At 45.8% G+C, this 22,945-nt stretch carries 14 protein-coding genes and 1 pseudogene; 9 read left to right on the top strand and 6 right to left on the bottom strand.

From position 1 onward, the window contains the following. Nucleotides 1-99: 99 nt before the first annotated feature. The 3 genes from L5M40_RS03940 to L5M40_RS03950 form a co-directional block, all read right to left on the bottom strand. On the bottom strand, nt 100-510 hold the full coding sequence (locus L5M40_RS03940; protein WP_263175798.1) for a hypothetical protein: 411 nt from the start codon (nt 508-510) through the stop codon (nt 100-102). 87 nt (nt 511-597) lie between these two features. After that, nucleotides 598-1,104, bottom strand: a complete 507-nt coding sequence (locus tag L5M40_RS03945; RefSeq protein ID WP_263171608.1) for a hypothetical protein — start codon at nt 1,102-1,104, stop codon at nt 598-600. A gap of 342 nt (nt 1,105-1,446) precedes the next feature. Next, a complete protein-coding gene (locus L5M40_RS03950) occupies nt 1,447-2,757 on the bottom strand; it encodes a DUF3644 domain-containing protein (protein ID WP_212599396.1) in 1,311 nt (436 codons plus the stop codon). A 1,164-nt stretch (nt 2,758-3,921) separates the two neighbouring features. On the opposite strand from L5M40_RS03950, the gene L5M40_RS03955 reads away from it, so the two are divergent. From L5M40_RS03955 to L5M40_RS03965, 3 genes are read left to right on the top strand one after another with little or no spacing between them, the layout of a single operon-like run. Continuing rightward, nucleotides 3,922-6,819 (top strand): xanthine dehydrogenase family protein molybdopterin-binding subunit, encoded by a 2,898-nt coding sequence (locus tag L5M40_RS03955; RefSeq protein ID WP_263175799.1) that lies wholly within the window; start codon nt 3,922-3,924, stop codon nt 6,817-6,819. Beyond that, on the top strand, nt 6,816-7,349 hold the full coding sequence (locus tag L5M40_RS03960; RefSeq protein WP_006082848.1) for a (2Fe-2S)-binding protein: 534 nt from the start codon (nt 6,816-6,818) through the stop codon (nt 7,347-7,349). The genes L5M40_RS03955 and L5M40_RS03960 overlap by 4 nt, the downstream gene beginning before the upstream one ends. Further along, complete coding sequence (locus L5M40_RS03965; RefSeq protein WP_263175800.1) at nt 7,349-8,638, top strand: cytochrome c; 1,290 nt, start codon at nt 7,349-7,351, stop codon at nt 8,636-8,638. The genes L5M40_RS03960 and L5M40_RS03965 overlap by 1 nt, the downstream gene beginning before the upstream one ends. A 190-nt stretch (nt 8,639-8,828) precedes the next feature. On the opposite strand, the gene L5M40_RS03970 is transcribed toward L5M40_RS03965, so the two are convergent. Continuing rightward, the gene (locus L5M40_RS03970; protein ID WP_263175801.1) at nt 8,829-9,809 is read right to left on the bottom strand and encodes a dienelactone hydrolase family protein; all 981 of its coding nucleotides are present in this window, start codon (nt 9,807-9,809) and stop codon (nt 8,829-8,831) included. A gap of 225 nt (nt 9,810-10,034) precedes the next feature. On the opposite strand from L5M40_RS03970, the gene L5M40_RS03975 reads away from it, so the two are divergent. The 6 genes from L5M40_RS03975 (at nt 10,035) to L5M40_RS04000 (ending at nt 20,489) form a co-directional block, all read left to right on the top strand. Further along, the gene (locus L5M40_RS03975) at nt 10,035-10,982 is read left to right on the top strand and encodes a LysR family transcriptional regulator (RefSeq protein ID WP_028761657.1); all 948 of its coding nucleotides are present in this window, start codon (nt 10,035-10,037) and stop codon (nt 10,980-10,982) included. Nucleotides 10,983-11,291: 309 nt separating this feature from the next. Further along, nucleotides 11,292-12,500, top strand: a complete 1,209-nt coding sequence (locus tag L5M40_RS03980) for a NupC/NupG family nucleoside CNT transporter (RefSeq protein WP_219233794.1) — start codon at nt 11,292-11,294, stop codon at nt 12,498-12,500. Nucleotides 12,501-12,717: 217 nt separating this feature from the next. Then, entirely contained in the window at nt 12,718-15,015 is a 2,298-nt protein-coding gene (locus L5M40_RS03985) for a hypothetical protein (protein WP_263175804.1), read from the top strand. Nucleotides 15,016-15,027: 12 nt separating this feature from the next. Then, entirely contained in the window at nt 15,028-16,776 is a 1,749-nt protein-coding gene (locus tag L5M40_RS03990; protein ID WP_263175805.1) for a toxin-antitoxin system YwqK family antitoxin, read from the top strand. A gap of 159 nt (nt 16,777-16,935) precedes the next feature. Next, nucleotides 16,936-19,248 carry a toxin-antitoxin system YwqK family antitoxin gene (locus L5M40_RS03995; protein WP_263175806.1) on the top strand — a complete coding sequence of 771 codons (2,313 nt, stop codon included), beginning with the start codon at nt 16,936-16,938 and terminating at the stop codon, nt 19,246-19,248. Nucleotides 19,249-19,391: 143 nt separating this feature from the next. Beyond that, nucleotides 19,392-20,489, top strand: coding sequence for a calcium:proton antiporter (locus L5M40_RS04000; protein ID WP_025008445.1), 1,098 nt, complete (start codon nt 19,392-19,394; stop codon nt 20,487-20,489). Between the two features lie 44 nt (nt 20,490-20,533). On the opposite strand, the pseudogene L5M40_RS04005 reads toward L5M40_RS04000, so the two are convergent. Both L5M40_RS04005 and pbpG read right to left on the bottom strand, forming a co-directional pair. Beyond that, nucleotides 20,534-21,424: pseudogene (locus L5M40_RS04005) on the bottom strand (rhomboid family intramembrane serine protease); the annotation flags it as partial. A 164-nt stretch (nt 21,425-21,588) separates the two neighbouring features. Next, a complete protein-coding gene (gene pbpG, locus L5M40_RS04010; RefSeq protein WP_105251600.1) occupies nt 21,589-22,557 on the bottom strand; it encodes a D-alanyl-D-alanine endopeptidase in 969 nt (322 codons plus the stop codon). Between the last annotated feature and the right edge of the window lie 388 nt (nt 22,558-22,945).

Below are 22,945 nucleotides of genomic sequence, written 5' to 3' on the forward strand. Positions count from 1 at the left end.
CGCCGGGGGATCGGTGAACTTCTGTGGCATTAGAGTTAACTTTTCGCATTGAAAGAGTTATGCCAACTCCACACGCCTTATTGTCCTCAACTTACCAATTTATATAGTAGACTCAAGCTTATTATTGATACTTCTATAAACTAAATATAAGTGTATCAACTCAACCAAAGCTAAATTAACTATTACGACGGTGAAATATTGAAAATGACCCATAGCCCATAAGTTAAATAAAAAGAAAACTTCTATAAGTCGAAATTTAGACCATTTAAAGTAATTTGACGGATAATCTTTACCTATAAGCATAGGTAACAGTTTCAAATTAAAAGTGACTGCAATAGCAATATACACACAGAGCATGCTAAGTAACGAAAATAATAACTTGAAGCTAAAAATATTCATCTGCATAAAAATCGATTCAGACTTAAATTCAACTATAAAATCAACTGCAAGGCCGATAACAAGTGTCAAAGCAAGCACTATGCTCATACCAAAAAAACTAATTTTTTTCATAAAAACTCTTATAAAATATCAAAGTCGTGGAATCCCATTCCACACCAGAGCAAGAAATCGTTAAAAATAATCATCATTGTCAAGCTACTACTGCGAGTCTTTTCTTTCCCTAATTATCGACTCCATTGCATCCATAAACCTCTTCGCATCATCAAGACTTCGAGTTCTCAAGGCGTGCTTTGTGATACGATCTTCAGTATCAACTAATGAGACTACATACCACTGCTTAAACTTGCGCTGCCAATCAAGTAACTTCACACCTTTAATTGTTCTAAAGTAAATACGCTCATTGTTTAATTTCGTTTCAGCCTGACTTTTCCCAACTATTGCTGTGTCAGCAATTATTGCAGCAGAACTCGATGAGTTAGTAACAAAGCCGTAATTCCAAAAAACATATTTATCCGTTATTCCAAATTCATCAGGTTTCCATTCTGAGTGTTGCGTCATAGTTAATTCCTCAACAACATTCAACGCCTCACTGTAACTCATTAGTGTAGGCTGATAAGAAATTGCATTAGAACCACATGCTGTAACGAATAACAGAAAAATCGGAAAAAAAATCCCTCTTATAACCGTAAATAGTAATCTATTCATTCCACACACCATGCTTAATAAGTAATCACAAATGGTGTCAGAGTAAAACTTAAAAATACTCATCTACCAGTAGTTACAAACTTCGTAGTCATTCTTAAATCAAGGTCATGAGACTCCCTCCCCCACACACGACCAAAAGGTTAAAAACGCCTGTTCCTCTTTTGGAAATCCTTCGGCGTCCTTAGTGAAGTTACCAGCATTAGTTGGTGGCTTCGTGCTTATTTGAAAATAGCTAACGCTTTCGATAAAGTGTCCCTTCACCCGAAAACTATGCCTGTATAATTTCTTCTCATTATTTTTAATAATGGGGTCTTTATTTTTCTTAGCAGAAACCTTACTAGGTTATTTCTTTTTACTTAGCATTTTTTTAGCTTTAGCAACGAAATCATCTTCCTGAGTAATGCGCTTAACTAGTTCAGTTACAGCAGATTCAGAGTATTGATGCCGGTTTGCAAGCTTGGCATGGTAATGATATTCATTGTTAGATTGCTGCCAAGCAAGTCTCTGTATACACGCTTGAATACAATGGTTGTTAAGCTCTGGTCTTCCGGTAAATTTATTTCTTCCTGGGATACATTTCTCTAACTTCAACTGGTCACGATCGGTTTCTAATTTGGTATTTACCAATTGTTGTAGTTTTGTCTGCGAATACGGATGCGACTTATCTAAATCTATCGTCTTTTCTATAACCTTTAGCTTTTGACGTAATTCATTAAGATCACTTGCAGTACCCGAGGCCTTGGTCAATACCACTTGTGCATCCCCTTCACCTTGTGCAAAGACCAAATGAACCTTCAATGGTATTGCAAAGTTCATATCATCAGCTTTTTCAACTTCATACTGAATGCTGGTTGCTAATTCAAGAATTTCATATGCTGCAGCACCATACTGTGTTTTTAATAAAGACATTGCAGGGAGTTTAAAATCACCAACTATAGTCATCATTCCAGTATGTTGAACCGATATAAAAGCCACTTGTGAAAATGCCTCAAATTCAGATGAAAAGTTAAGTACACCTGATTGAAATATTCTAGAGGCAATAGCTTGTAGTTCTGGCATTAAGAGATGTACAGCTTGATCACGCCAATCAGCTACCATTTCAATGTTCTTTCGAACTAAATCTTTATCAGCATACAAACGCGCCAAACATGCCCTCAATGAAATCGTCTGGCGTATACCTTTCTTATTTGCTGGCTCGAAAATACTATCTTCACCGTCACGTTCAATTAAGCGTGCTTTAGAAAGTTGCTCCCACGCAGTACAGAATAGCAAAACAAAGCCGTCTAACTTATTCTCTAATGATGGACGATTATAAAGCTCTAACGCCAACATCATGTTATCGCGAGATTTTTTAAGTAACGCTTTGGAAAGTTGCGATTTACATTTATGACCAAGCTCCTGAAAGTGCTTACTTTGGGATAATCGCTTTTGGAACTCGACAAAAGTTAAATCCAGCGTATTTATTGCGCGGAAAATGCCATCACCGGTCTCTGTGACAAACTGTGTAATCTGGCCTTTGTTGTAATAGGTTTCAAATGTACTGACCTTCCAACCAGAGGCTACGATTAACTCTTCCCTAGAGAAACTTTTCCCAGAGTGCTCAGCATGTTGTAAGAAATTAAAGAATTTCCGCTGACTTTGACGTCCTGCCATATTTATCTCCCAATATCCTGATCAATTGAGTCAGATTACTATTCACTCTGACAAAAATAATTTCAGTATTATTGCCGCAATTAAGTCATTGTTATTAAATAGTAAAAACTTTATATCTTACATCACACCAAAGCTCATTGAATACGCCCATCCCCTCGGAGTTGCCGCAGGGCGAATAGGCAAATTGCGTGAGTCTCGCCATGGATGGCGAGCTAGCTTTCGCAGGTGCAGGGACGCATCCTTCGGAAGCGATAGCAAATTTGCCAATGAGCACAAGGGGCTTTCAACTCCGTTGGGGGCGTCTTGGAGCATCCAAGGAGGATAGGACGAGCAGTCCTCCTTGGTCGGGTGTGGGTTGAAGACCCACGACCTTGATTCACCTCGGCCGTTAGGCCGCACTAACTCAACGAACTCAACGAACTCAACGCGAAACGGTTAACCCATAACACTCAGTACAGTGCGACAAACACTGAGCAACAAGAAAATAAGTGCCAAAGCATATTCACCAATTTGCAGGAGGAGTTGGGTATCTAAGAAAGAGAAAAGACACATCGTCCTGATGCAAGTGACTCGAATCGCGGGTACGCGATTAAAGCTCATCCTTGTTAAAAACCTAAGATAGCGACATAGAGTACACTTGTCTATGACTTTAGCATTACAAATCAAGTAATTAAGCAAGCACTGATTTAACAATGTTGATATGAATGCATGTGACTAAACCAATCGCCATCAAATAACACTATCTCTTGATCTTGCAGTGACATGAAGTCTCGCGGTGTCAGGCGGTTTGGGTTTGGCAAGCGAGCCAATTTCGACATGCAAATAAGCCCCAATTGAGCTCATTGCTCAAGGGCTCAGCGCAAAGAGCACTGAACAAAATACCAGCATAACGTAACTGAGTTGAATCACAGTGCGAACATCACTGCAGAAGCCTGATAACACGGGTTTTACACTCTGATTTAGCTTGGTCAAAACTGCAACGATTAACCGCCTAAATTTGCATTTTCGGCCCTACATGCTAACGTGGCTAATGTAAATTTACATTCAGTGTTTATCAAAGCTATGTCGCAACAATCAATAAAAAGTCGATCGACAACAAGCTTATATCGGGCGATACCATGCAGCGCGGCTGATATTACACGGAAGCACAACTGAGGTTGAGATATGGAACCATCTAATACGTCACGCCGGACCTTTATCAAGCAATGTGTGATTGGCGGGGTTGCCGTATATTCGGCCCCTTTGTTGTGGGAAATGAGTCGCGCGAATGCGGCGATTGTCTCACCTGAACTGGCAGCCCAATGGCAAACTCAGGTTAATGGTCAATCCAAACCTAAGTTTCGTAACGACGGCATAGCGAAAGTCACAGGCCAAAAGGTCTATGGCCGTGATTACCGCGCTATGGACATGGAGGGCTGGCCCAAGCAGCAAGGTTACGCTTTTATACTTCGCGCCGCCGATGCCTCCCATGTTTATCAAGGCTTTTCCCTCGACCACCTGCCCGCGTCGGCTAAGCCCTATAAAGTGATCACTGCGGCCGATCTGGCCCGTGACAAAATCAAGCTACCCGATTTTTACGGTGACAACATGTTACTGGCCGAGGGGCAAACCGCCGACTACTTAGGTCATGCGGTGGCGATATTGTTGTTCGACAGTTTCCCCGCTTTTAAGCAAGCTAAGTCCTTGCTGCAATTTGACCAGACCTTACTGCGCTTTGGTGAGCAAACGCCGTTTGTGTCGGACTCGAAAGACCCTTACGCCAGCTGGCGCCTTATTCGAGTTGAAGGTGAAAATGGCGCAAGGGAAGATTTATATAGCCCGCTCCACGATGGGCTGTTTTTCCCTAGCGTAAAAGATCGCAAGCCAGAATGGTTAGGTAATCCGAATGCCAAAGGGACTGTGTCTGAGCGCGGGCTTTATTATGCGGGTGAGATAGATAAGCAGATTGCTAGCGCCCAAGCCAATCAACAATGGCAAGTGTTAGAGCGGGAATATCGCACCCAGATCATCGATCCTATGATGATGGAACCCGAAGCCTTTAACGGCTGGTATGACGCAACTAGCCAAACCTTTCATACTGTGATTACCTCGCAGTCGCCGCAGGACTTTCAAGAGATGGCAGTGCACATGCTGTTATCTAGCCCACTGGCAGGCAAGGTAAAACATCTTGTGGTGCATTCGCCTTATATCGGCGGTGGATTTGGCGCGAAAGACCATTCGATATTTCCTTATTACGGCGTGATCGCGGCCGTTTATGCCAAAGGGCCAATCCGACTCGCCAATGACAGATTCGAACAATTCCAGTCTGGCCTTAAGCGTCATCCGTTCATCATGAAAAGCCGCTTAGCGGTGGATAAATCGACCTTAAAAATCCAAGCCTTAACTTCACAGATGACAGTCGATGGCGGCGGACGAGTCAACTTTACCCCGTCTGTGACCTCGGTTGGCGCGACGGCGATGCAAAGCATTTATTACACGCCGCGCAACGATATTATCGCCACCGCCTATGCGTCGCGTAATCCAGATGCAGGTTCGATGCGCGGTTATGGCACGCTGCAATCGATGACGGCGATGGAATGTATGATCCATGAGATCGCCGACGAGCTAAAGGTTGATCCCTTTAAACTGCGCGCCGCCAACGTGATGGAATCCGGCCAGCGCAATACTCAAGGCGCGATTCCTAACGGTACTTTACGTTACCGCGAAATGCTCGAGATGGCCGAGCAAGCTCCCGTGTGGCAAAACCGCGCGGTGAATAAAAAGGACTATGAGGCCAAACATCCGGGGATGCGTTACGGCGTCGGTTTTGGTATCGCCACTAAAGATTATGGTACGGGCGCAGCGGCGCCAAGTGCGGCGGTTCGCCTAGCTAAAGACGGTAAAATCACCCTAGAAATCGGCTTTATCGAAATGGGCACAGGCACGCAAACCTCCCAAGCCGTGGTGGTCAGCGATGCCCTCGGCAACTTTGCCGATGAGGTAAAACTCGCCGAAGTGGATATTTGGGATGCGATGCAATTAGTGCAAACCGATAATCCTTATATTATTTCGCAGCAACGCCAAGATGAAATGGCGGCCAATCCACGCTGGACGCCCGTTAAAGCCATGGCATCGTCGGCGTCTATGTCGGCCTATTACCAAAGCCATGTCACCCGCATCGCCGCCGACGTTATCTATCGCCACGGCCTGTGGCCTGCAGCGGTATCGATTTGGAACGAGTTGTATTTTAACACCCCAATGGGCTCAACTAATTTGCATAACTCACGGGATGGTCGCTGGGTCGATGGCAAGTTAACCGCCTTGGGCTTTCCGCCATTGTCGCTGGATATTCTCGCTAAACGCGCCCACGACATGGGCTTAGTGGTCGGCGTGATGGGCCATGCCTTTAATCGCTGGGCTTGGGCTGAAGCCGATTTCGACATTCTTGGCACTAAAGAGCGTTTAGCACTCGATGCGCTGGCGCTGCAATACGGCGAAGGCAACGCGACGTTTGCGGCCACTTCCGACACGACTAAGAGTATCAAAGCGCGTCAAGCCAGCATGAAATCTAATGGCTATCATTTGATCGATCGTCAAGCCATGAGTTATCCCAAGGCCGAACTAAACAATGCCATGGTGACTTACTACGCCCCCTGCGCCACTTTGGTTGAAGTGGCCGTAAACGAAGGCAATGGCGAAGTCACGCTACTGAGTTCTCATACTTGGTTAGAAGCGGGCAAAGTGATTGTTAAAGAATTAGTCGAAGGGCAAATTCAAGGTGGCCTTGCGATGGGGATTGGCCATGCACTGCATGAAGGCTTACCGCCATTTGAAGCAGGCGCCGGCAATGGTACGTGGAACCTCAATCGCTATCAGGTGCCGCTAGCGCGGCATGTGGGCGTGTGGGATCAACGTCATACCATATTGCCGCAGTTGTCTGATAACGATCCCAGCCGTGGTATCGCCGAAGTGGTGATGATCCCTGTGGTCGCGGCGCTGATTGAAGCCGTGTATCAAGCAACCCATGTCCGCTTTTACGATTTACCTATGACAGCGAAAAAAATTAAGGAGGCCATGGCATGAGCCAGTCTATTAAACTGACCATTAATAACCAAGCCGTAGGCCCGATTGAAGTCGCCGATGGTGTGATGATGATTGAGTTTCTACATGAATACTTGAACCTCACAGGCACTAAGTTTGGTTGTGGCGCAGGCGTATGCCACGCCTGTACAGTGATCGTCGACGACGAGCAAGGCATGAGCGAAGTGGTGCGTACCTGCATCAATGGTGTAGAGCGTTTTAATGGTAAACGCGTCCGCACAGTCGAAGGTCATGCTAGACAAAACTCCCTTGGCGAAATCACCGCCCTAAGCCCAGTACAAGAGGCTTTTTTAGAGCATTTTTCGTTTCAATGTGGCTGGTGTACCTCGGGCTTTGTCAACGAATCGACCGCGCTGCTTGAGCGATTAGAGCGACAACCTATCGCTAAAGATCAAGTTGAAAAAGTCGTTGAAGATGCCTTGAGTGAACACGTATGTCGCTGTACTGGCTACGTAAAATACTATGCGGCGGTCAAAGATCTGATCCTCAAAACTAAGGGGCTAACCCTGTGATGACATCAGCCAATCTGCGCCATTTCTCGCGCTATTTCCCGCACATTAGTAGGATAAAAAATCTGTTGAGTCACAATCTACTCCTGAGTTTAGGGCTAGGTTTGCTCGCCTGTTCCAGCAGCGTTGCCGATGAAGGTGGCAATACGAATAACGACATCGCACGCGGCGCGTATCTGATGAAGATAGGCGACTGTGTGGCCTGCCATACTGCGGTCGGCGGGCGCGAACTCGCGGGCGGTTTGCCGTTCGAAACCCCCTTTGGCGCTGTGTACTCGACCAATATCACCTCAGACAAAGAAACTGGGATTGGCAAATACAGTTACGAGGAGTTTTTTGATGCCATGCACCACGGTGTTGGCGTCAACGGCAACCTCTATCCTGCTATGCCTTACACTTCCTACAGCCTGCTCACGGACGCAGACACTCAGGCGATTTATGCCTATCTGATGAGTACTAAACCCATCAAGCAAGCCAATCGCGACAATGATGTTTACTTTCCGTTTAACCTGCGTTTTGGCCTAAAAGCTTGGAACTTAGTCGCCCACGATGCCAAGGAATTTACCCCGAGCAAGGAAAAAAGCGAACATTGGAACCGCGGTAATTACTTAGTCAATGCCCTTGGGCACTGCGGTGAATGCCACACCCCAAGAGACACTATGTTTGCCATGGAGCAGGACAAGCACTTTGAGGGCGCGATTATCGAAGGGCTAGAGGCATCGGACATTCGCCCCGCCGAGCTTAACAGGCAGAACTGGACCCATGAGGATCTTAAGTCGCTGTTTACCGAAGGCTACTCCCGTAAAGGCACTGTCTTTGGCGGCATGTATCCCGTGGTATATCACAGTTTTAGCCACTTGACCGATGATGATATGCGCGCGGTTAGCAGCTATCTGCTTGATACCGATGAAGATATTACACCACAAGCCCTCACCTTTAACGGCCATAAACCTGAACTGCCAGGCTATACGCTCTACAAAGGTTACTGCGCCGGTTGTCATGGTCAAAATGGTGAAGGTCGTCCTAATGTCGCCCCCGCGATGGCAGGAAACGCCACCTTAGATAAAGCGAGTCCACACAATATCGTCGCCGTAATACTAAAAGGTATTCAGAGCCAGCATTACAACGCTACCACCAGCTTTTATGCTATGCCGGGATATGCTGATGAGTTAAGCGACGAGCAGATTAAAGACTTAGCCAATTACCTAAGACTCACCTGGAGCACACAAGCTGGTAATCTCGATGTGAAGACCATCCAAAGCTTAAAAGAAGTGATCCTCGAGCACGAATAACCCGCATAGTGATGTGGGAGATTTAAGATAAAAGCCGCATAGTTATGTGGGAGACTTAAGATAAAAGCCGACGCTAGCGTCGGCTTTTGCTTGAATGATATAGAGCGCGAGAATCGGTCACTCATCGACTTAATCAAAGTAAGCTGAATCAGAATCAGCGAGATCAGAGTAAGCGGAGCTTCACTCCCACTTAGCCACGCAGTCGAGTATCGAAAAAGGCTAAGCTGCGCGCCCAAGCGAGTTCGGCGGTGGCTTTATCGTATCGTCCTGTAGAGTCGTTATGAAAACCGTGATTCACATTCGGGTAAAGATAGGCGACATAATCGGCTTTGTTGGCTTTTAGCTGAGTTTCGTACTCGGCCCAAGTGTCGTTTACCCGCTGATCGAGCCCAGCAAATTGCAACATTAGCGGTCCCTTCACTCGGCTACGCAGTTCCGCAGCGGCAGGCGTGCCATAGAAAGGTACGCCAGCATTGAGTTCATCGGGAATCGTGGCGGCCAGCATATTGACGATATAGCCGCCAAAGCAAAAACCTACGGCACCGAGTTTGCCATTGCTTTGGGGATGGGATTTTAAAAACTGCGCAGCGGCAATAAAGTCTTGCTCGATTTTGGCTCTGTCTAAACTGCTTTGCATAGCGCGGCCCGCATCATCATTACCCGGATAACCACCGAGGGAATAAAGCGCATCGGGGGCGAAGGCGATATACCCCTGCGCGGCTAATCGGCGAGCCACATCTTCGATATAGGGATTAAGGCCACGATTTTCGTGCACCACTAATACCACAGCGGCTTTTTTACTGAGATCTAAGGTTTTCGGCTCACCTGCGGCACTGCCCGCGAGCAATAACTCATCGGGCATGACTAAGTAGCCGCGCCCTTCACCGTAACCATTTGGCGAGGGAAACTTAACATAGCTGGCTTGAATACTGGGATCGTTAAAGGAGACTTGCTCGGCGAGGGCATAGTTCGGCATGAGTGCGCCCGTGAGCATCGTCATGGTAAAACCTAGCGCCACCAATCCTGCGAGCCGCCCCATAAACTCACGGCGATCGATAATGCCATGGGCATATTCGTCATACCAGTCAAAGGCTTCCTGCGGTATCGGTTGTACTTTCTGGGCATGTATCTGACTTGTTTCTGCTAAGGCTTGCTTGTCTTGTTGTGTCATCGTTATTCCTCCATTGAACAAGCTAACCACAGGTAACACGTCTTCCCTAGCTTGTGGGTGTTAAGATTTAACTCAAGAGTAAAATAAGAATCGCACTTAGGGCAACTGACTTTAACGTGTGCCGTTTGGTAAGCTTGATTTGAAATAGCACACGATCGGCACAAACGGCTGTCGGTTAGGGCAAGGCTAGCTTAAAATAGCGATTTAGATTCTAGAGGGCCTAGCGTGATACAACATAGAGCTAGCCAGATGGTGATATTCCACACTCTGGTGACCAGTGGTAGTTTTACCCAAGCGGCGGCCAAGTTAAAAACCTCGACTTCCTATGTCAGCAAACAGCTTGGCGCACTGGAAGCCGAGCTGAACTTGCTGTTAGTCCAGCGCACTACTCGCACCTTAGTGCTAACCGACGCGGGCCAACAGTTTGCCCATTACTGTGAGCAAGTGTTTGAAGCGACGCAAAATGCCGATGCGATTATGCTGGATGCCCGCGATGACATTAGCGGTACGATTCGTCTCGGTTCCTCCCAGTCCTTTGGCACCTTACACATTATCCCCGCGCTGGAAGTGTTGCAGCAAAAATACCCCGAATTGCGATTTGAGCTAAGCCTGTTCGACCATAAAGCCGACATGCTAGAAGAAGGCCTCGATCTGTGGATCACTAACCATGAACAGCTGAACGAAGGTTATATCGCCCAGCACCTCGCCGAGACTAACTTTGTGGTGGTCGCCTCTCCCGATTATTTACTCAAGCATGGCGTGCCACACCATCCACAGGCATTAGCGCAACATAATTGCGTTATCTATCAAAGCAAGAGCCGTAATTATGATCGCTGGAGTTTTGCTAAGGATGACCTAGAACAAACCGTGCATGTAGCGGGAAATTACCGTGTCGACTTAGCCGAAGCCGTGCGTAATGCGGTGATTGCCGGGCGCGGCATAGGCTATGTGGCCACGTATTTACTCAGTGATGAGTTTCAAAGCGGAAAACTGATCCAACTCTTACCCGATTGGAAACCACTGCAACAGATGCCCGTCTATGTGGTTTACCCAAGGCGGCGCCATTTACCGACTAAGTACAAGGTGATAATAGAGTGTTTAAAGTCCCATATCGGCCACCCGCCCTACTGGGATAAAAAGCTCAAACCTTGGTTAGGTAAGACAGTCACTTAAACTGCAGCCACTTAAGCTACTGTCATTTAAGCAACAGTCACTTAAGCTGCATTTCAAAAAAGTACTGACTACGACACCTGCCTAAAGTCGTCTGTGGCATGATTTCGATTATTGCCACAGGCACAAATATTATTTCCTCTGGGCAACAGTAGCTAAAATAGCTTTTATTCTCCTGCATAAACAGCAGCTTAAACTGTTGCTATTTTCGACTATTTTATCGTAACAGCCCAGTAACGCCCTCGACTTGCCCTTACTGCGACTCGGCCTACAATGCGCGGCTTCTTCCTTAACTCAAAAGAATAACCCCTTATGATCGCGATATTAGGCATGATTAGTATCTTGTTTTTTGCTTGGTTACTGTCAGTGAACCGCAAGAATATTCCCTACCGCACTGTGATTTTAGCCCTAGGCTTACAAATTATATTCGCCCTGTTAGTGCTCTACGTTCCTGCGGGTAAGGCCGTATTGCAGTCTGTTACGGCGGGCGTGTCGAGCGTGATAGCCTATGGCAACGAAGGGATTGGCTTTCTGTTTGGCGATCTCGCCACGGGCAAAGTCGGCTTCGTATTTGCAATCAATGTGTTAGGTATCATCATCTTTTTCTCGGCGCTGATTTCAGCCCTGTATCATATTGGTCTAATGCCAAAGGTGATCAACATTATTGGTGGTGGTCTGCAGCGTTTACTGGGTACGGGCCGCGCCGAGTCTTTATCTGCCACGGCAAACATCTTCGTCGGCATGATTGAAGCGCCGCTGGTGATTAAACCCTATTTAAAGCACATGAGCGATTCGCAATTCTTCGCGGTCATGAGCTGTGGTTTAGCCTCAGTCGCGGGCGGTACCTTAGTCGGATATGCCGCTTTAGGTGTCGATCTTAACTATTTGATCGCCGCCGCCTTTATGTCGGCACCCGCGGGTCTGTTGATGGCAAAAATCCTCATGCCGCCTAGCGACAATGACAAAAATAGTGCCGATGAAATCACCTCAGTCGAACTGCCACGCGCCACCAATGTGGTTGAAGCCTTAGCCGATGGCGCTATGTCTGGCATGCGGATTTCTGTCGGGATTGGTGCCACTCTACTGGCCTTTGTCAGTGTTATCGCCCTACTGAATGGCATGTTAGGCGCTGTGGGTGAATGGTTCGGTTACCAGTTAAGCTTCGAATTTTTACTCGGTTATCTGTTCGCCCCTATGGCGTGGCTGCTGGGTATTCCTTGGCATGAGGCCATTACTGCAGGCTCACTCATTGGCCAAAAAATCGTAGTGAATGAATTTGTAGCCTTCATCCAGTTAATGAAAGTCGAAGACCAACTGAGCGCCCATTCTCAGGCCGTTGTGACTTTTGCCCTGTGTGGTTTCGCTAATATTTCCACTATGGCAATTTTGATCGGTGGACTGGGTAGCATGGTGCCAGAGCGCCGCGAATTTATCGCCCGTAATGGTTTTCGCGCCATTGCCGCTGGCGTATTCGCCAACCTCATGAGTGCGGCAATCGCCAGCGTGATCCTCTCGCTGTAATCCATCAGCTTGGGCTTTTTTAGGCACTCATCTCACCATTGAGTTAACCACTAAGTTAGCCACTCTCGCGCAGCAAAACCGCGATCAACACAAACCCAAATCAAGCAAGCTTGGTTTGGGTTTTCTTTTATGCCTCAGATATTTTTTGTGTATAATGTCGCCAGAAAAAGATTAATGAGTTTACATTTCAATAACATGCGTAGCCAAAGGAGTACGAATGGCCATAGTGAAATACAAGGCAGTTAACGCCGCAATCACACTGACAATGGCAGGTATAACACTCTTGTTAACCGCCTGCGATAACTCAACGTCACCCTCCAATTCAGTTAATACCAACATACCCACAGAGCGTGAATATCAGATTATCTCCACCATAAACCTCAATGATGGCTTTGAAACCCGCAAAGTGCTGCAGGCACGACTGCTGCTGGATTACCAATTACAGAATGCAGAGGGTAAGGCGACCAGCTTAACAACGCCGTTAACCCATAACGCCCGTTTTTTTATCCAACCTAATATGCTGCAAATTAGCGATTATGGCATGCCGATTCCGGTAAGTAATATCGACCCTAAAGGTAACTCTAATGAAATCTTTCAGTTGGTTAAAGATGGCTTTAATGTGGAATTTAACAATGGTGAAGTCCGCCAACTGACTCCCATTGCCAAGATGGATCAAAAAGATATCAAGGAATTATTTGACCACTGGGTGAATCTTAATAGCTTGTTTAAACAAGCTCCAACCTTGCCTGTGGTGCTTGAGCCTAGGGTCGGTTATAGCATCAGCGCCCCCATGGATGCGCGCCTAACTTGGACGGTTGAGCAAGTGACCGAAGATAAGTTATTTGCAGTAGTAAAAGGTGAGAAAGACAACTTTAAGGCCTATGGCAAGTTCGAGCTTAACCGCAAAACCGGCTGGTTAGAGAGCATGGCGTTTTTTCAACAGGAAGAGAGCAAAGGCAGTACCCTTACCCGCCGCATCGCCATGGCGCCCAAGGATAGCCCTTATATCATGAACATGCTTTGGCATGCCGACGCTAACTACGATGCCGAGCGTGATATAGATGATCTGCAAAAAGAGCTGTACTCCATCAGCGATGTTCCTCGGGAATATAAAGCCCATGATAAGGACTTTATAAAATCCTTATTACCTGATCAACAAGGTATTCTTGATAATATTGGCCCATGGGGCGCTGACACTCCAGAAGTGCTGCAATTGCGCTTTGTGCATAATATAAGCCCGCGATATGTGGTTGCTAATGTGCATTATGAAGACTTAGCCGCCTTTGATGCCAGTGGAAATCCGATAGACATTCACTTCTGGCAGCACAGCAGAGGTGTGGCGATGAATTTCAACCGCTCGATTGAGTCTTCGGTAGATCTTATCGCCACAGGCTGGGACAACACCGCCAATAAACTCAAACAGATAGATCATATCACCGCCAAGCTAACCCTTATCCCCGAAAGCAATAAGATAGTCGAAAAGTCGTGGGATGAACTGGTCGCGAATCCTTACGCCTTCGGCGATGCGAGCCTCACCATTCAGGTGCTCGACGCCGAGGCAAAGCTATTTAAAGTCGTGACAAAGCAGAGTAAGACTAAAAACATTAACCTTCCTTTTCAGCAATTTAAAGGAAAGATGGCCGAAGCCCGTCGCGATGGTGATTATCCCAAATGGTTAACGGTGACGGATAAGGAACTGCTGGGGGAATTAATCGGTGTCGATGATCCTCATCACCTTAGCACCCGCGCCCTGCTACTTAAGCTAGATGAAATCCCTAAAACCGTTGTAATACTGGAGAGCCAGCCACAGCCGGAGTTAAGCCAAACCAAGAACATCCGCTTTGTGACCTTTACCGACTACAACCAAAATCTGGCCAATCCCCTAAGCGAGTTTGGCGATTCGAGCCTCAATAACTTCCTCTATCAAGATCTTGAGCCATCAAACGCCGAAATCAGTGCGATCCAAGGGATAAAACCTGAGACTGAAAATGGCCATAATCTGTATATTCCTATGTCAGCCGCATTAGCGAGTGCCTGTAAACCTGAAATAGAACAAGGTTTTAAAGAGGGAAAACACGAAGTCACTTGGCTGTTTGAGCACAATGCCCCAAACGGACCAGCCTATACCCTGATGACACCCGACCGCGAGCGGCAGTTTTTCTACGATAAACACATCCAAGGAAAAATCCATTGCCAAGGTGATATCAGTTGGCAACCCTTAGAGCAGGCAGCTAACCCACGTCCTTGGTTAATCGATTTACAAGCTTGGCTAACAAAAACCGGTTATGGCAATGAGCCGAGTAAAGATCTTAAGAACTACTTTAAAGTCGAGGATGCCCAAGGCAAATCCCTAACGATTCGACTGCCCGAAACCACCGAACTGCGGATTAAAGAGGCGCTGGTCGATGGCCGCTATTTGAGTGTGGAGGGCCCTGCAGCGAAGGTGAGTTATATGACTCTCTCTCAAAACCCCGTAGACATCCCCTATGAATTCACCTTTAAACCTTTGCCATAAAAAGGAGCGGTTATGCGTCTATTTACAGTAAAACTGCTCCTTGGAGCACTGGTACTTATTTGTATCACTATCAGTGCCAGTGCCAATGCCAATTCACAAAAGGTGTTACTCGATGCCCATTGGAAGGTTGTCAAAGATGAAAAACAGGCTCAATACTATCTAAAAAAATCGACCGAAGTTATCGACGGAAATTATAAGGCTGAAGTTTATTACAAAAATAACGATATGCTTTTCTGCGCCAGTGCCCTCGCCGATAACAAAATTGGCAAAACCCTCACAAGCGAACAATTTCGCGGTGCTTATCAATGCTACTTTGAGGATGGCAAGCCCTACGAACAAGGCTTTCGCAACGAGCAAGGTCAACTTCATGGCCTGCTCAAAAAATATATCGCCACGGGTCAATTGTATGTTGAATCGCACTATGAAAATGGCGTTAAACAAGGCCTTGAAACGGGTTACTGGGAAGGTGGGAAGATCCGGTACAAAACAACCTATAAAGATGGCAAAGAGGTCGGTATAAGCGAGCTTTTTGATAGCGAGGGCAAGCTTAGGGGCAAAGTCTGTAATAGTGGTACTTGTATTACCCAGTACTATGACAATGGCAACTTACACGTCGAAATCCCTATGGTGGATGGGCTTACACATGGCAACGAGACCAATTGGAGCTTTGGTAAAATCATTTCGACCCAAGCTTATGTCAAAGGTAAGAAACACGGGGATTACTTCGAATATTTCGACGATGGCAAGGTAAAGCGCCACTACCGCTACCACAATGATTATAAAGTCGGTGAACAACTGGATTACTTTAATAATGGCCAGATAGCCCAAAAGGAAATCATAGAGGCGCCATGGAATGTGAAGTTAGCGGTTAAATACAATGAAAAGGGCGAAATGCTCAGTTCAATCGAAGAAAAACACCAAGACAACAACTGGGTTTACCGTAAGCATCAACGCTTTAATGACGGTCAACTTACCTCTAACACAGAGGAGGACAAGCTTAAAAAATGGGTCCTCAGCGAAACATTTGAGCAAGGTGAGTTAATCAGCCGCAGCGAGCATATCGATAACCAATTGACAGGTTTATATCTGCAAACCCTAAACCGAAGTCAAACTGTAAAAGTGATTACCCGGGAATATTTTAAAGAGGGCAAGCGCGAAGGCCCCTACGAAATGCTGAAAATTAACCATGAGACAGGGGAACAGTGGGTGGCCGAGCGCGGCCAATATGCCAACGACAAGCCCGTTGGCGCTTGGAAAAAACAACAAGAAGATGCCACCCTCACCTTTAGCTATGATGCCCAAGGCGAGCTCGATGGTGAATTCCGTAATGAGACAAGTTCTGGGCAATTGCTTGAATTAATCAACTTTAACCATGGCAAACCCGAAGGATTAGTACAACGCTACGCCACGAACGGCCAATTGTATGAAAAGGGCGAATACCGCAATGGGCAGCAGGATGGCGACTGGGTGTACACCCATGGTGAGTTCGGTTTTAACCCAAGGCCAAATCCTGAGAGACACTATTGGTACGGACGCTTCGACCAAGGTAAACAAGTCGGCCACTGGGAACTGCGTAATACCGAAGACTATGTGCTTGAAATAGCGAATTATGACGAGCAGGGCAGGTTTCATAGTAAACAATACGAGTTTAGGGATAATGGCTGGATAGAAGTGATCAATAGCTACAATCATGGCAAGTTTTTAAATCAGGAAATACCGCTGCCGGTGATTACCTCGGACCATGTTTTCCCTATTTTTTAGCCTAAGCATATTCGCTTAATCGATTAACTTAACCCTTGGCGCTGTGCACTGTATATAAGTGCACAGCCCGATAAATAAACTCAACAGCAAAAAATTAGGATTCTTGTATAGGCTGCAAACCGCGCGGCCTTAAGACCCAGAACAGAGCAAGGAATCAGCATGTTCAATACGCCATTTCGCTTTATCAGCCTCGCGATTGCGGGAGCCAGCTTAACCAGTGTCCATGTACAAGCAGCGCAAAATCTCTCCTCAATGATGGTCGAAATCCGCCAACAGGACGGAATTCCCAGCTATTACAATCTCGCCACTGGCATGCCCTTAAATGGCGATATCGCCATAGTACGCGACAACCAAGGCTATACCTTAGGGCAGTTTTCCGAGGGGATCCCTAATGGTAAATGGCAAGTATTTCATACCAATAACAGCAAGCTAGTCGAAGGAAACTATCAGCAGGGTTATCAAGATGGCACTTGGCATATGTTCGATTTGAGCGGCGCCGTTACTGAGGAACAGCAATTTGCCAAAGGCGTGCCCACGGGCGAATGGAAAGAATACAACAGCAGCGGCCATCTCAGCCAAACGACGCGCTATAAAGACGGTAAAAAGGAGCAAGTAAAACGTTTCTATAACAGTGGCAAACTGCAAGCCCAAGAAAGCTACCTCGATAACCTGCGCCACGGGAAATGGGAAAGTTTCTATGAAAACGGCACCTTGTCCCAAAGCCAGAGCTATGCGAACAACCAACTCTCAGGTTCTTATTTAGAACAAAATCCCAATGGACAAGCCACAGTGACGGGCCGCTTCGATGCCGAAGGCCGTCGCCAAGGAGCATGGGAAACCTTTTTCGATGACGGGACTAAATCGAGCAGCAGCCAGTTTAATCTCAATCTGCTCGAGGGTGAAGAACGGACATTTTACCCCAATGGTGAACTCACCAGCCGCTGCCAATATAGCGCTGGGCAACGCCAAGGGAAATGCCAGCAATTTAATGATGCAGGTAAATTACAAGTTGAAGAACAGTATGTTAATGGTGCATTAGACGGGCCACAGCAATATTTTAATGCCGAGGGCATTCTCACCAGTGCTCTCAACTATAAACAGGATCTACTCGCTGGTACGCAAAAGTATTTCCACAACAACGGCCAACTTAAAGAATTACGTAACTACCAAGACTCAAAGCAGGCTGACAATGGCCAATACCCGCTTCATGGACCATCGGAGCGTTATAACACCGAAGGTCATTTGCTCGAAAAAAGCCACTACGACATGGGAATTAAGGATGGCCAATTTGAGCGCTATCACGCTGGCAAGCTGCAATCCTCCGAACAATGGCGACAAGGGCAGCGTCACGGTGAATCACGCCGTTACCACAACAATGGCAAGCTGCGGACGCTAGATCAATACGTTGAAGGTAAACCAACAGGGAAATCAGAAACCTATTTTGACGACGGCACAGAAAGTGAGCGCGGCGAACGTATCGATGGCCAATGGGTCGGAAAATATGAGTCATTTTACGATAACGGTAAACCTCGGGAAGTATCTCACTACGCAAGGGATAAAAAAGACAATGCCAGTCGTTACCCTCTTGATGGCCATTTCGCCCGCTGGTATGCCAATGGTGATCCCAATGAAGAAGGCACATATCAAAACGGCAATAAAGAAGGCCTATGGATACAGTACAGCGAAGGCCTGAAACAACGGGAGCAAACCTTCGCCAATGGCAAACTTAATGGTAACTATGCAGAGTATTACCACGGACGCCGCCGTGTGACAGGGGAGTATCTGGACGACCAAAAAACCGGTCTGTGGACGGATTATCGCTACGAAGAGAAAGACCCTACCTATGGCACAATCCCCGAGGGGAATATCCAGCAAAAAAGCCATTGGCAGGAAAACAAGCGCCACGGAATTCGAGAGTTTTACAGCTTTAAGCAAGTGGTTTACCGCTCAGAAACCTATGATAAAAATGACAAAACAGGCCCGTATGCCGAGTACTATCCCAACAATGGCCAGCTAAAACTCAGCGGGGCTATGGATAAAGGTAATCAAACTGGACTGTGGGAAAGCTGGTTTGAGGATGGAATGCAAGCGGCCAGTACTGAGTTTTTAGACGGTCAAAACCATGGCCAAACGAAAGAATATTACAGCAACGGCCAACTCAAATTAGAGGCAATTTATGCTAAAGGGTCGCTTGATGGTCAAGTGAAGCAATATCACCAGAACGGTAAGCCAGAACTCGTTGAAACCTGGGTGAAAGGCCAAAAAGAAGGCGATGCCAGCTATTACCACAACAATGGCAAGTTAGCCGAACAAGGCACTTATCTTAGGGATCGCAAGGAAGGTCTATGGCAAAGTTTTTGGCCTAATGGTGAAAAACGCACTGAAGGCAGTTATCTCAGCGATCGAGAATCAGGGGATTGGAATCATTATGATCAACTCGGCAAGCTGATTAAAACAGAACACCATGACTAGCTTAAAAATGGGGTTTTAGATTAAAAAGCGATCTAGTTCAAACATTTATCCTTAACTCCAAATCTAAAGGAAGTTTCATGCAAAGTGTGCCATAACCAGTGTCTATACTAACGGCCTTTTTTTTCGTTTAGGACACATTGCCTATGAAGACATTTATGAAAGACGAGTTAGCCCTGCTACTGGGAATACTGACCTTAGTATTCTTTAAAACCGGTGGCGATAGCTTACTCGCCGATGGCACCGCCCTCTCGACCTATATTCCCGTTTCACTCGCCCTATTGGGTGTAGTGACTTGGGCTATTTTCTCTGTGGTGCGCCACTCAGATGCACTAGCGATTAAGCTTGGCGATCCCTATGGCACCTTAATCTTAACTTTATCGGTCATTTCACTCGAAGTGGTGATGATCTCCTCCGTGATGCTGACCGGAGAACCCAACCCTGTCATGGCGCGCGACACTATGTTCGCCGTCGTCATGTTGATCATCAATGGCTTAGTAGGCTTTACATTATTACTTGGCGGCTGGCGTTACCATACCCAGCATTTCAATTTAGATGGCGTAAAATCCTATCTCGTGGCGATTATTCCCCTCGCCCTACTCTGTTTAGTACTGCCCAATTTTACCGAAGGTGGCACTATTGGCGGCATGTCTAAAGCCATGTCTTGGATGCTGATCATTATTTCGATTCTGCTCTATGGCGTCTTTTTAGTGGTACAGACGAAGAGCCACAGCCATTTCTTTGTCGATGCCGATCATGAAGACCATGAGGAACACCACGGCATACTACGCAGCAATGCTTACCATACGATTCTATTAATTGGCTACTTGCTCGTGGTCATTTTGCTGGCAAAAACCTTAGCTATGCCCATCAATTACAGCGTAGCTACCCTAGGCGCTCCACAGGCATTAGGGGGCTTTATTGTGGCCTGCTTGATTTTATCTCCCGAAGCTGTGGGAGGCTTTAAGGCCGCGTTAAACAATCAATTACAGCGGGCGATGAATCTGTATTTTGGCTCAGTGCTCGCGACGATTGCACTCACAGTCCCCGCGGTATTAATTATTGGCAGCGTGATAGATCAAGAAGTCCATTTAGGCCTGTCACCCGCCGACATGGTGCTATTAATCACCAGTTTAATGGTCTGTAAGGTAAGCTTTAGTAGCGGTCGCACCAATGCATTGCATGGCGCGACTCATATAGTCTTGTTTATCGTTTACTTGTTCTTAATGTTTGAACATGCCTAAACTTTATTAAATCCAAGGCCGAGCGTGATTTATTTGCGTCTCGGCTTTACGCTTTTCTCATCCAGATTGACCCGCAGTAAGAGTACAAACCAGACTAAAGTGCCAACAATAAACCAGATAAAAATCCACACTAACTTATGGCCATTACGAGCCTCAAATGGCTCAAATTTGGGCATAAAAATCGTTTGATGTTCAGCTTGATAAAGCGGACTTTTTTGTGCGGCGCTGAGCAACTCTGAACGAAGAGAGGATGGGGCTAATCGTTCAAGGTAAACAAAACTCTGAGGGTCCAACTCATTGAACTCATTTAGGGATTTAGCCAAAAACGCTTTGAATTGCGCTTCTTTCTCATTGGGTTCAAGTCGATTACTGATCTCCTGCTGATAAACTTTACCATACCAAGCGAGGGCCTTAGCATGCCAACTGTCTGCACGCTCTGCAAAAATCGGCATAGCGATATACAGTGCCATATTTAAGTGACTACTATGTTTACCTGTAACCTCTAGGCTTCGCTGCAAACCAATTTGCGTCTTATCAATATAAGATTGCTGCAACTGATAATACTGAGTATTTTTATGGAGATACAATTCTTGTATCGATGCTAATTGCGTTAACTTCCCCGTGGCAGTCTTGAGATATTCCTGCGCAACAATGCAAGGAACAGCCATTAATTGCACCGCGATCAATAAATAGAAAAAGCGCGAATTATCTTTAACAAACTTGAGTCGTTTTAGCCTAGGTCGGATATAAATGATCGACAATAGCCAAGACAGTATCTGCGGCAGCCACAAATTAACGATATCTTCATCTAAACTAAAAAACTCAAGGTTAACCAACAACAGCCAATGGACAAAACTGTAACCAGAAACAAATAACAAGCTGAGAAATAAGAAGGGAAAATAGATAAGTTGAATTTTTTTTAAAAATACATCCACACGAATGTCATCCTTGAGAACATAAAATAACGACTATGGTACGCTCAAATCCATAATAAATTTATCAAAATTGAGTAGAAATTCAAAGCGTTAAAACATAAAGGCCAGATTGATTGCTCATCTGGCCTTTATGTTTGTACTTTTATAAAGCTGCAACCGAGAAACTAGGTCTCACTCAACTTAGCTAATTGCTGCTGGCTACGTTGTTTCTTGTATTGCTTAGCTTCAGCAGGAATAGGAGTGACTTTGCCAGTCTCTAACCAGTTACGTAAACGGTTAGCATCCGCAATATGCGTATATTTGCCGTAAGCATCGAGCACGACAAATGCCACTTGGCGTTTTGCCATTTCAGTACGCATCACAAGGCAGTGCCCTGCTGCATTCGTAAAGCCTGTTTTGGTTAGATGAATATCCCAGTTATCTTTATAAACCAAACGATTGGTATTACGAAAATCTAAACTGTATCTTGGGTTGGCAAAGGTAACCGTCTTCTTCTCGGTCGAACTCAGCTGGCCTAGCATAGGGTACTTTTCACTGGCCTTAAGTAATACAATCAGATCACTGGCACTCGAAACGTTTTTATAGGATAAACCTGTAGGTTCAACATAGCGGGTATTTTTCATTCCCAGCGCTTTTGCTTTGGCATTCATCGCCTTAATAAAAGCTTTATGACCACCGGGATAATGATGTGCAAGACTTGCAGCTGCACGGTTTTCTGATGACATTAAGGTCAGCAATAACATTTCTTTACGGCTGATTTCACTGCCGATACGAACTCGAGAATAAACACCTTTCATTTCTTTGGTATCACGGATGTTTACCGCAAGCTTTTGCTCCATAGGTAACTTTGCATCCAGCACCACCATAGCTGTCATCAACTTAGTGACAGATGCAATTGACATTACTGCATTAGGATTATTGGAATAAAGCACTTCATTGGTTTTTAAGTCCACGACTATCGCACTACGTCCTGCAATTTCTTGCTTTAATGGTGCTTGCTTCGTTTTTGCTGTCGATTGAGTTTTGGTGCTTTTATATGCGACAGAGGCCGAATCGGCTGAATGCGCTGTCGTGGCAACGGTGAGACTGCTGCACGCAAGAATAAAACTACTGAGCAGAAAACGGATCTTCATATAGATTTCACTGAATAGATAAGGGATCGATTGTGCTATGGCACAGGTTTTGGCTAAGTATAGGAGTTCTACAGTGAAAGAAATAGAATGCAATTAGACTTTTATCAGTAAGATCAGCACTTTCTTCTCAATTTTTTTATATAAAACCAGCTTAACCTGTCACCAATTCAGAGCAATAAAGCATCTAGATCTAGGCTTTTCAATTACAGTAGAGACAAAATCTTAGGAATAGGCTTTTTTCAGTATAAAAATTTGAAATGAAAATAATGGGCGACTTTTTGCACTTTTAACAAAAGTCCCTGTACAACAGTGGTTTCAAGCATCTAAATACGTCATTTTAGCCGAATGAAAGCGTTAACATACGCCATAAAATGTCGCGTTATAGCAT

The sequence above is a fragment of the Shewanella sp. SM68 genome (assembly GCF_025653925.1).
GTDB lineage: Bacteria > Pseudomonadota > Gammaproteobacteria > Enterobacterales > Shewanellaceae > Shewanella > Shewanella oncorhynchi.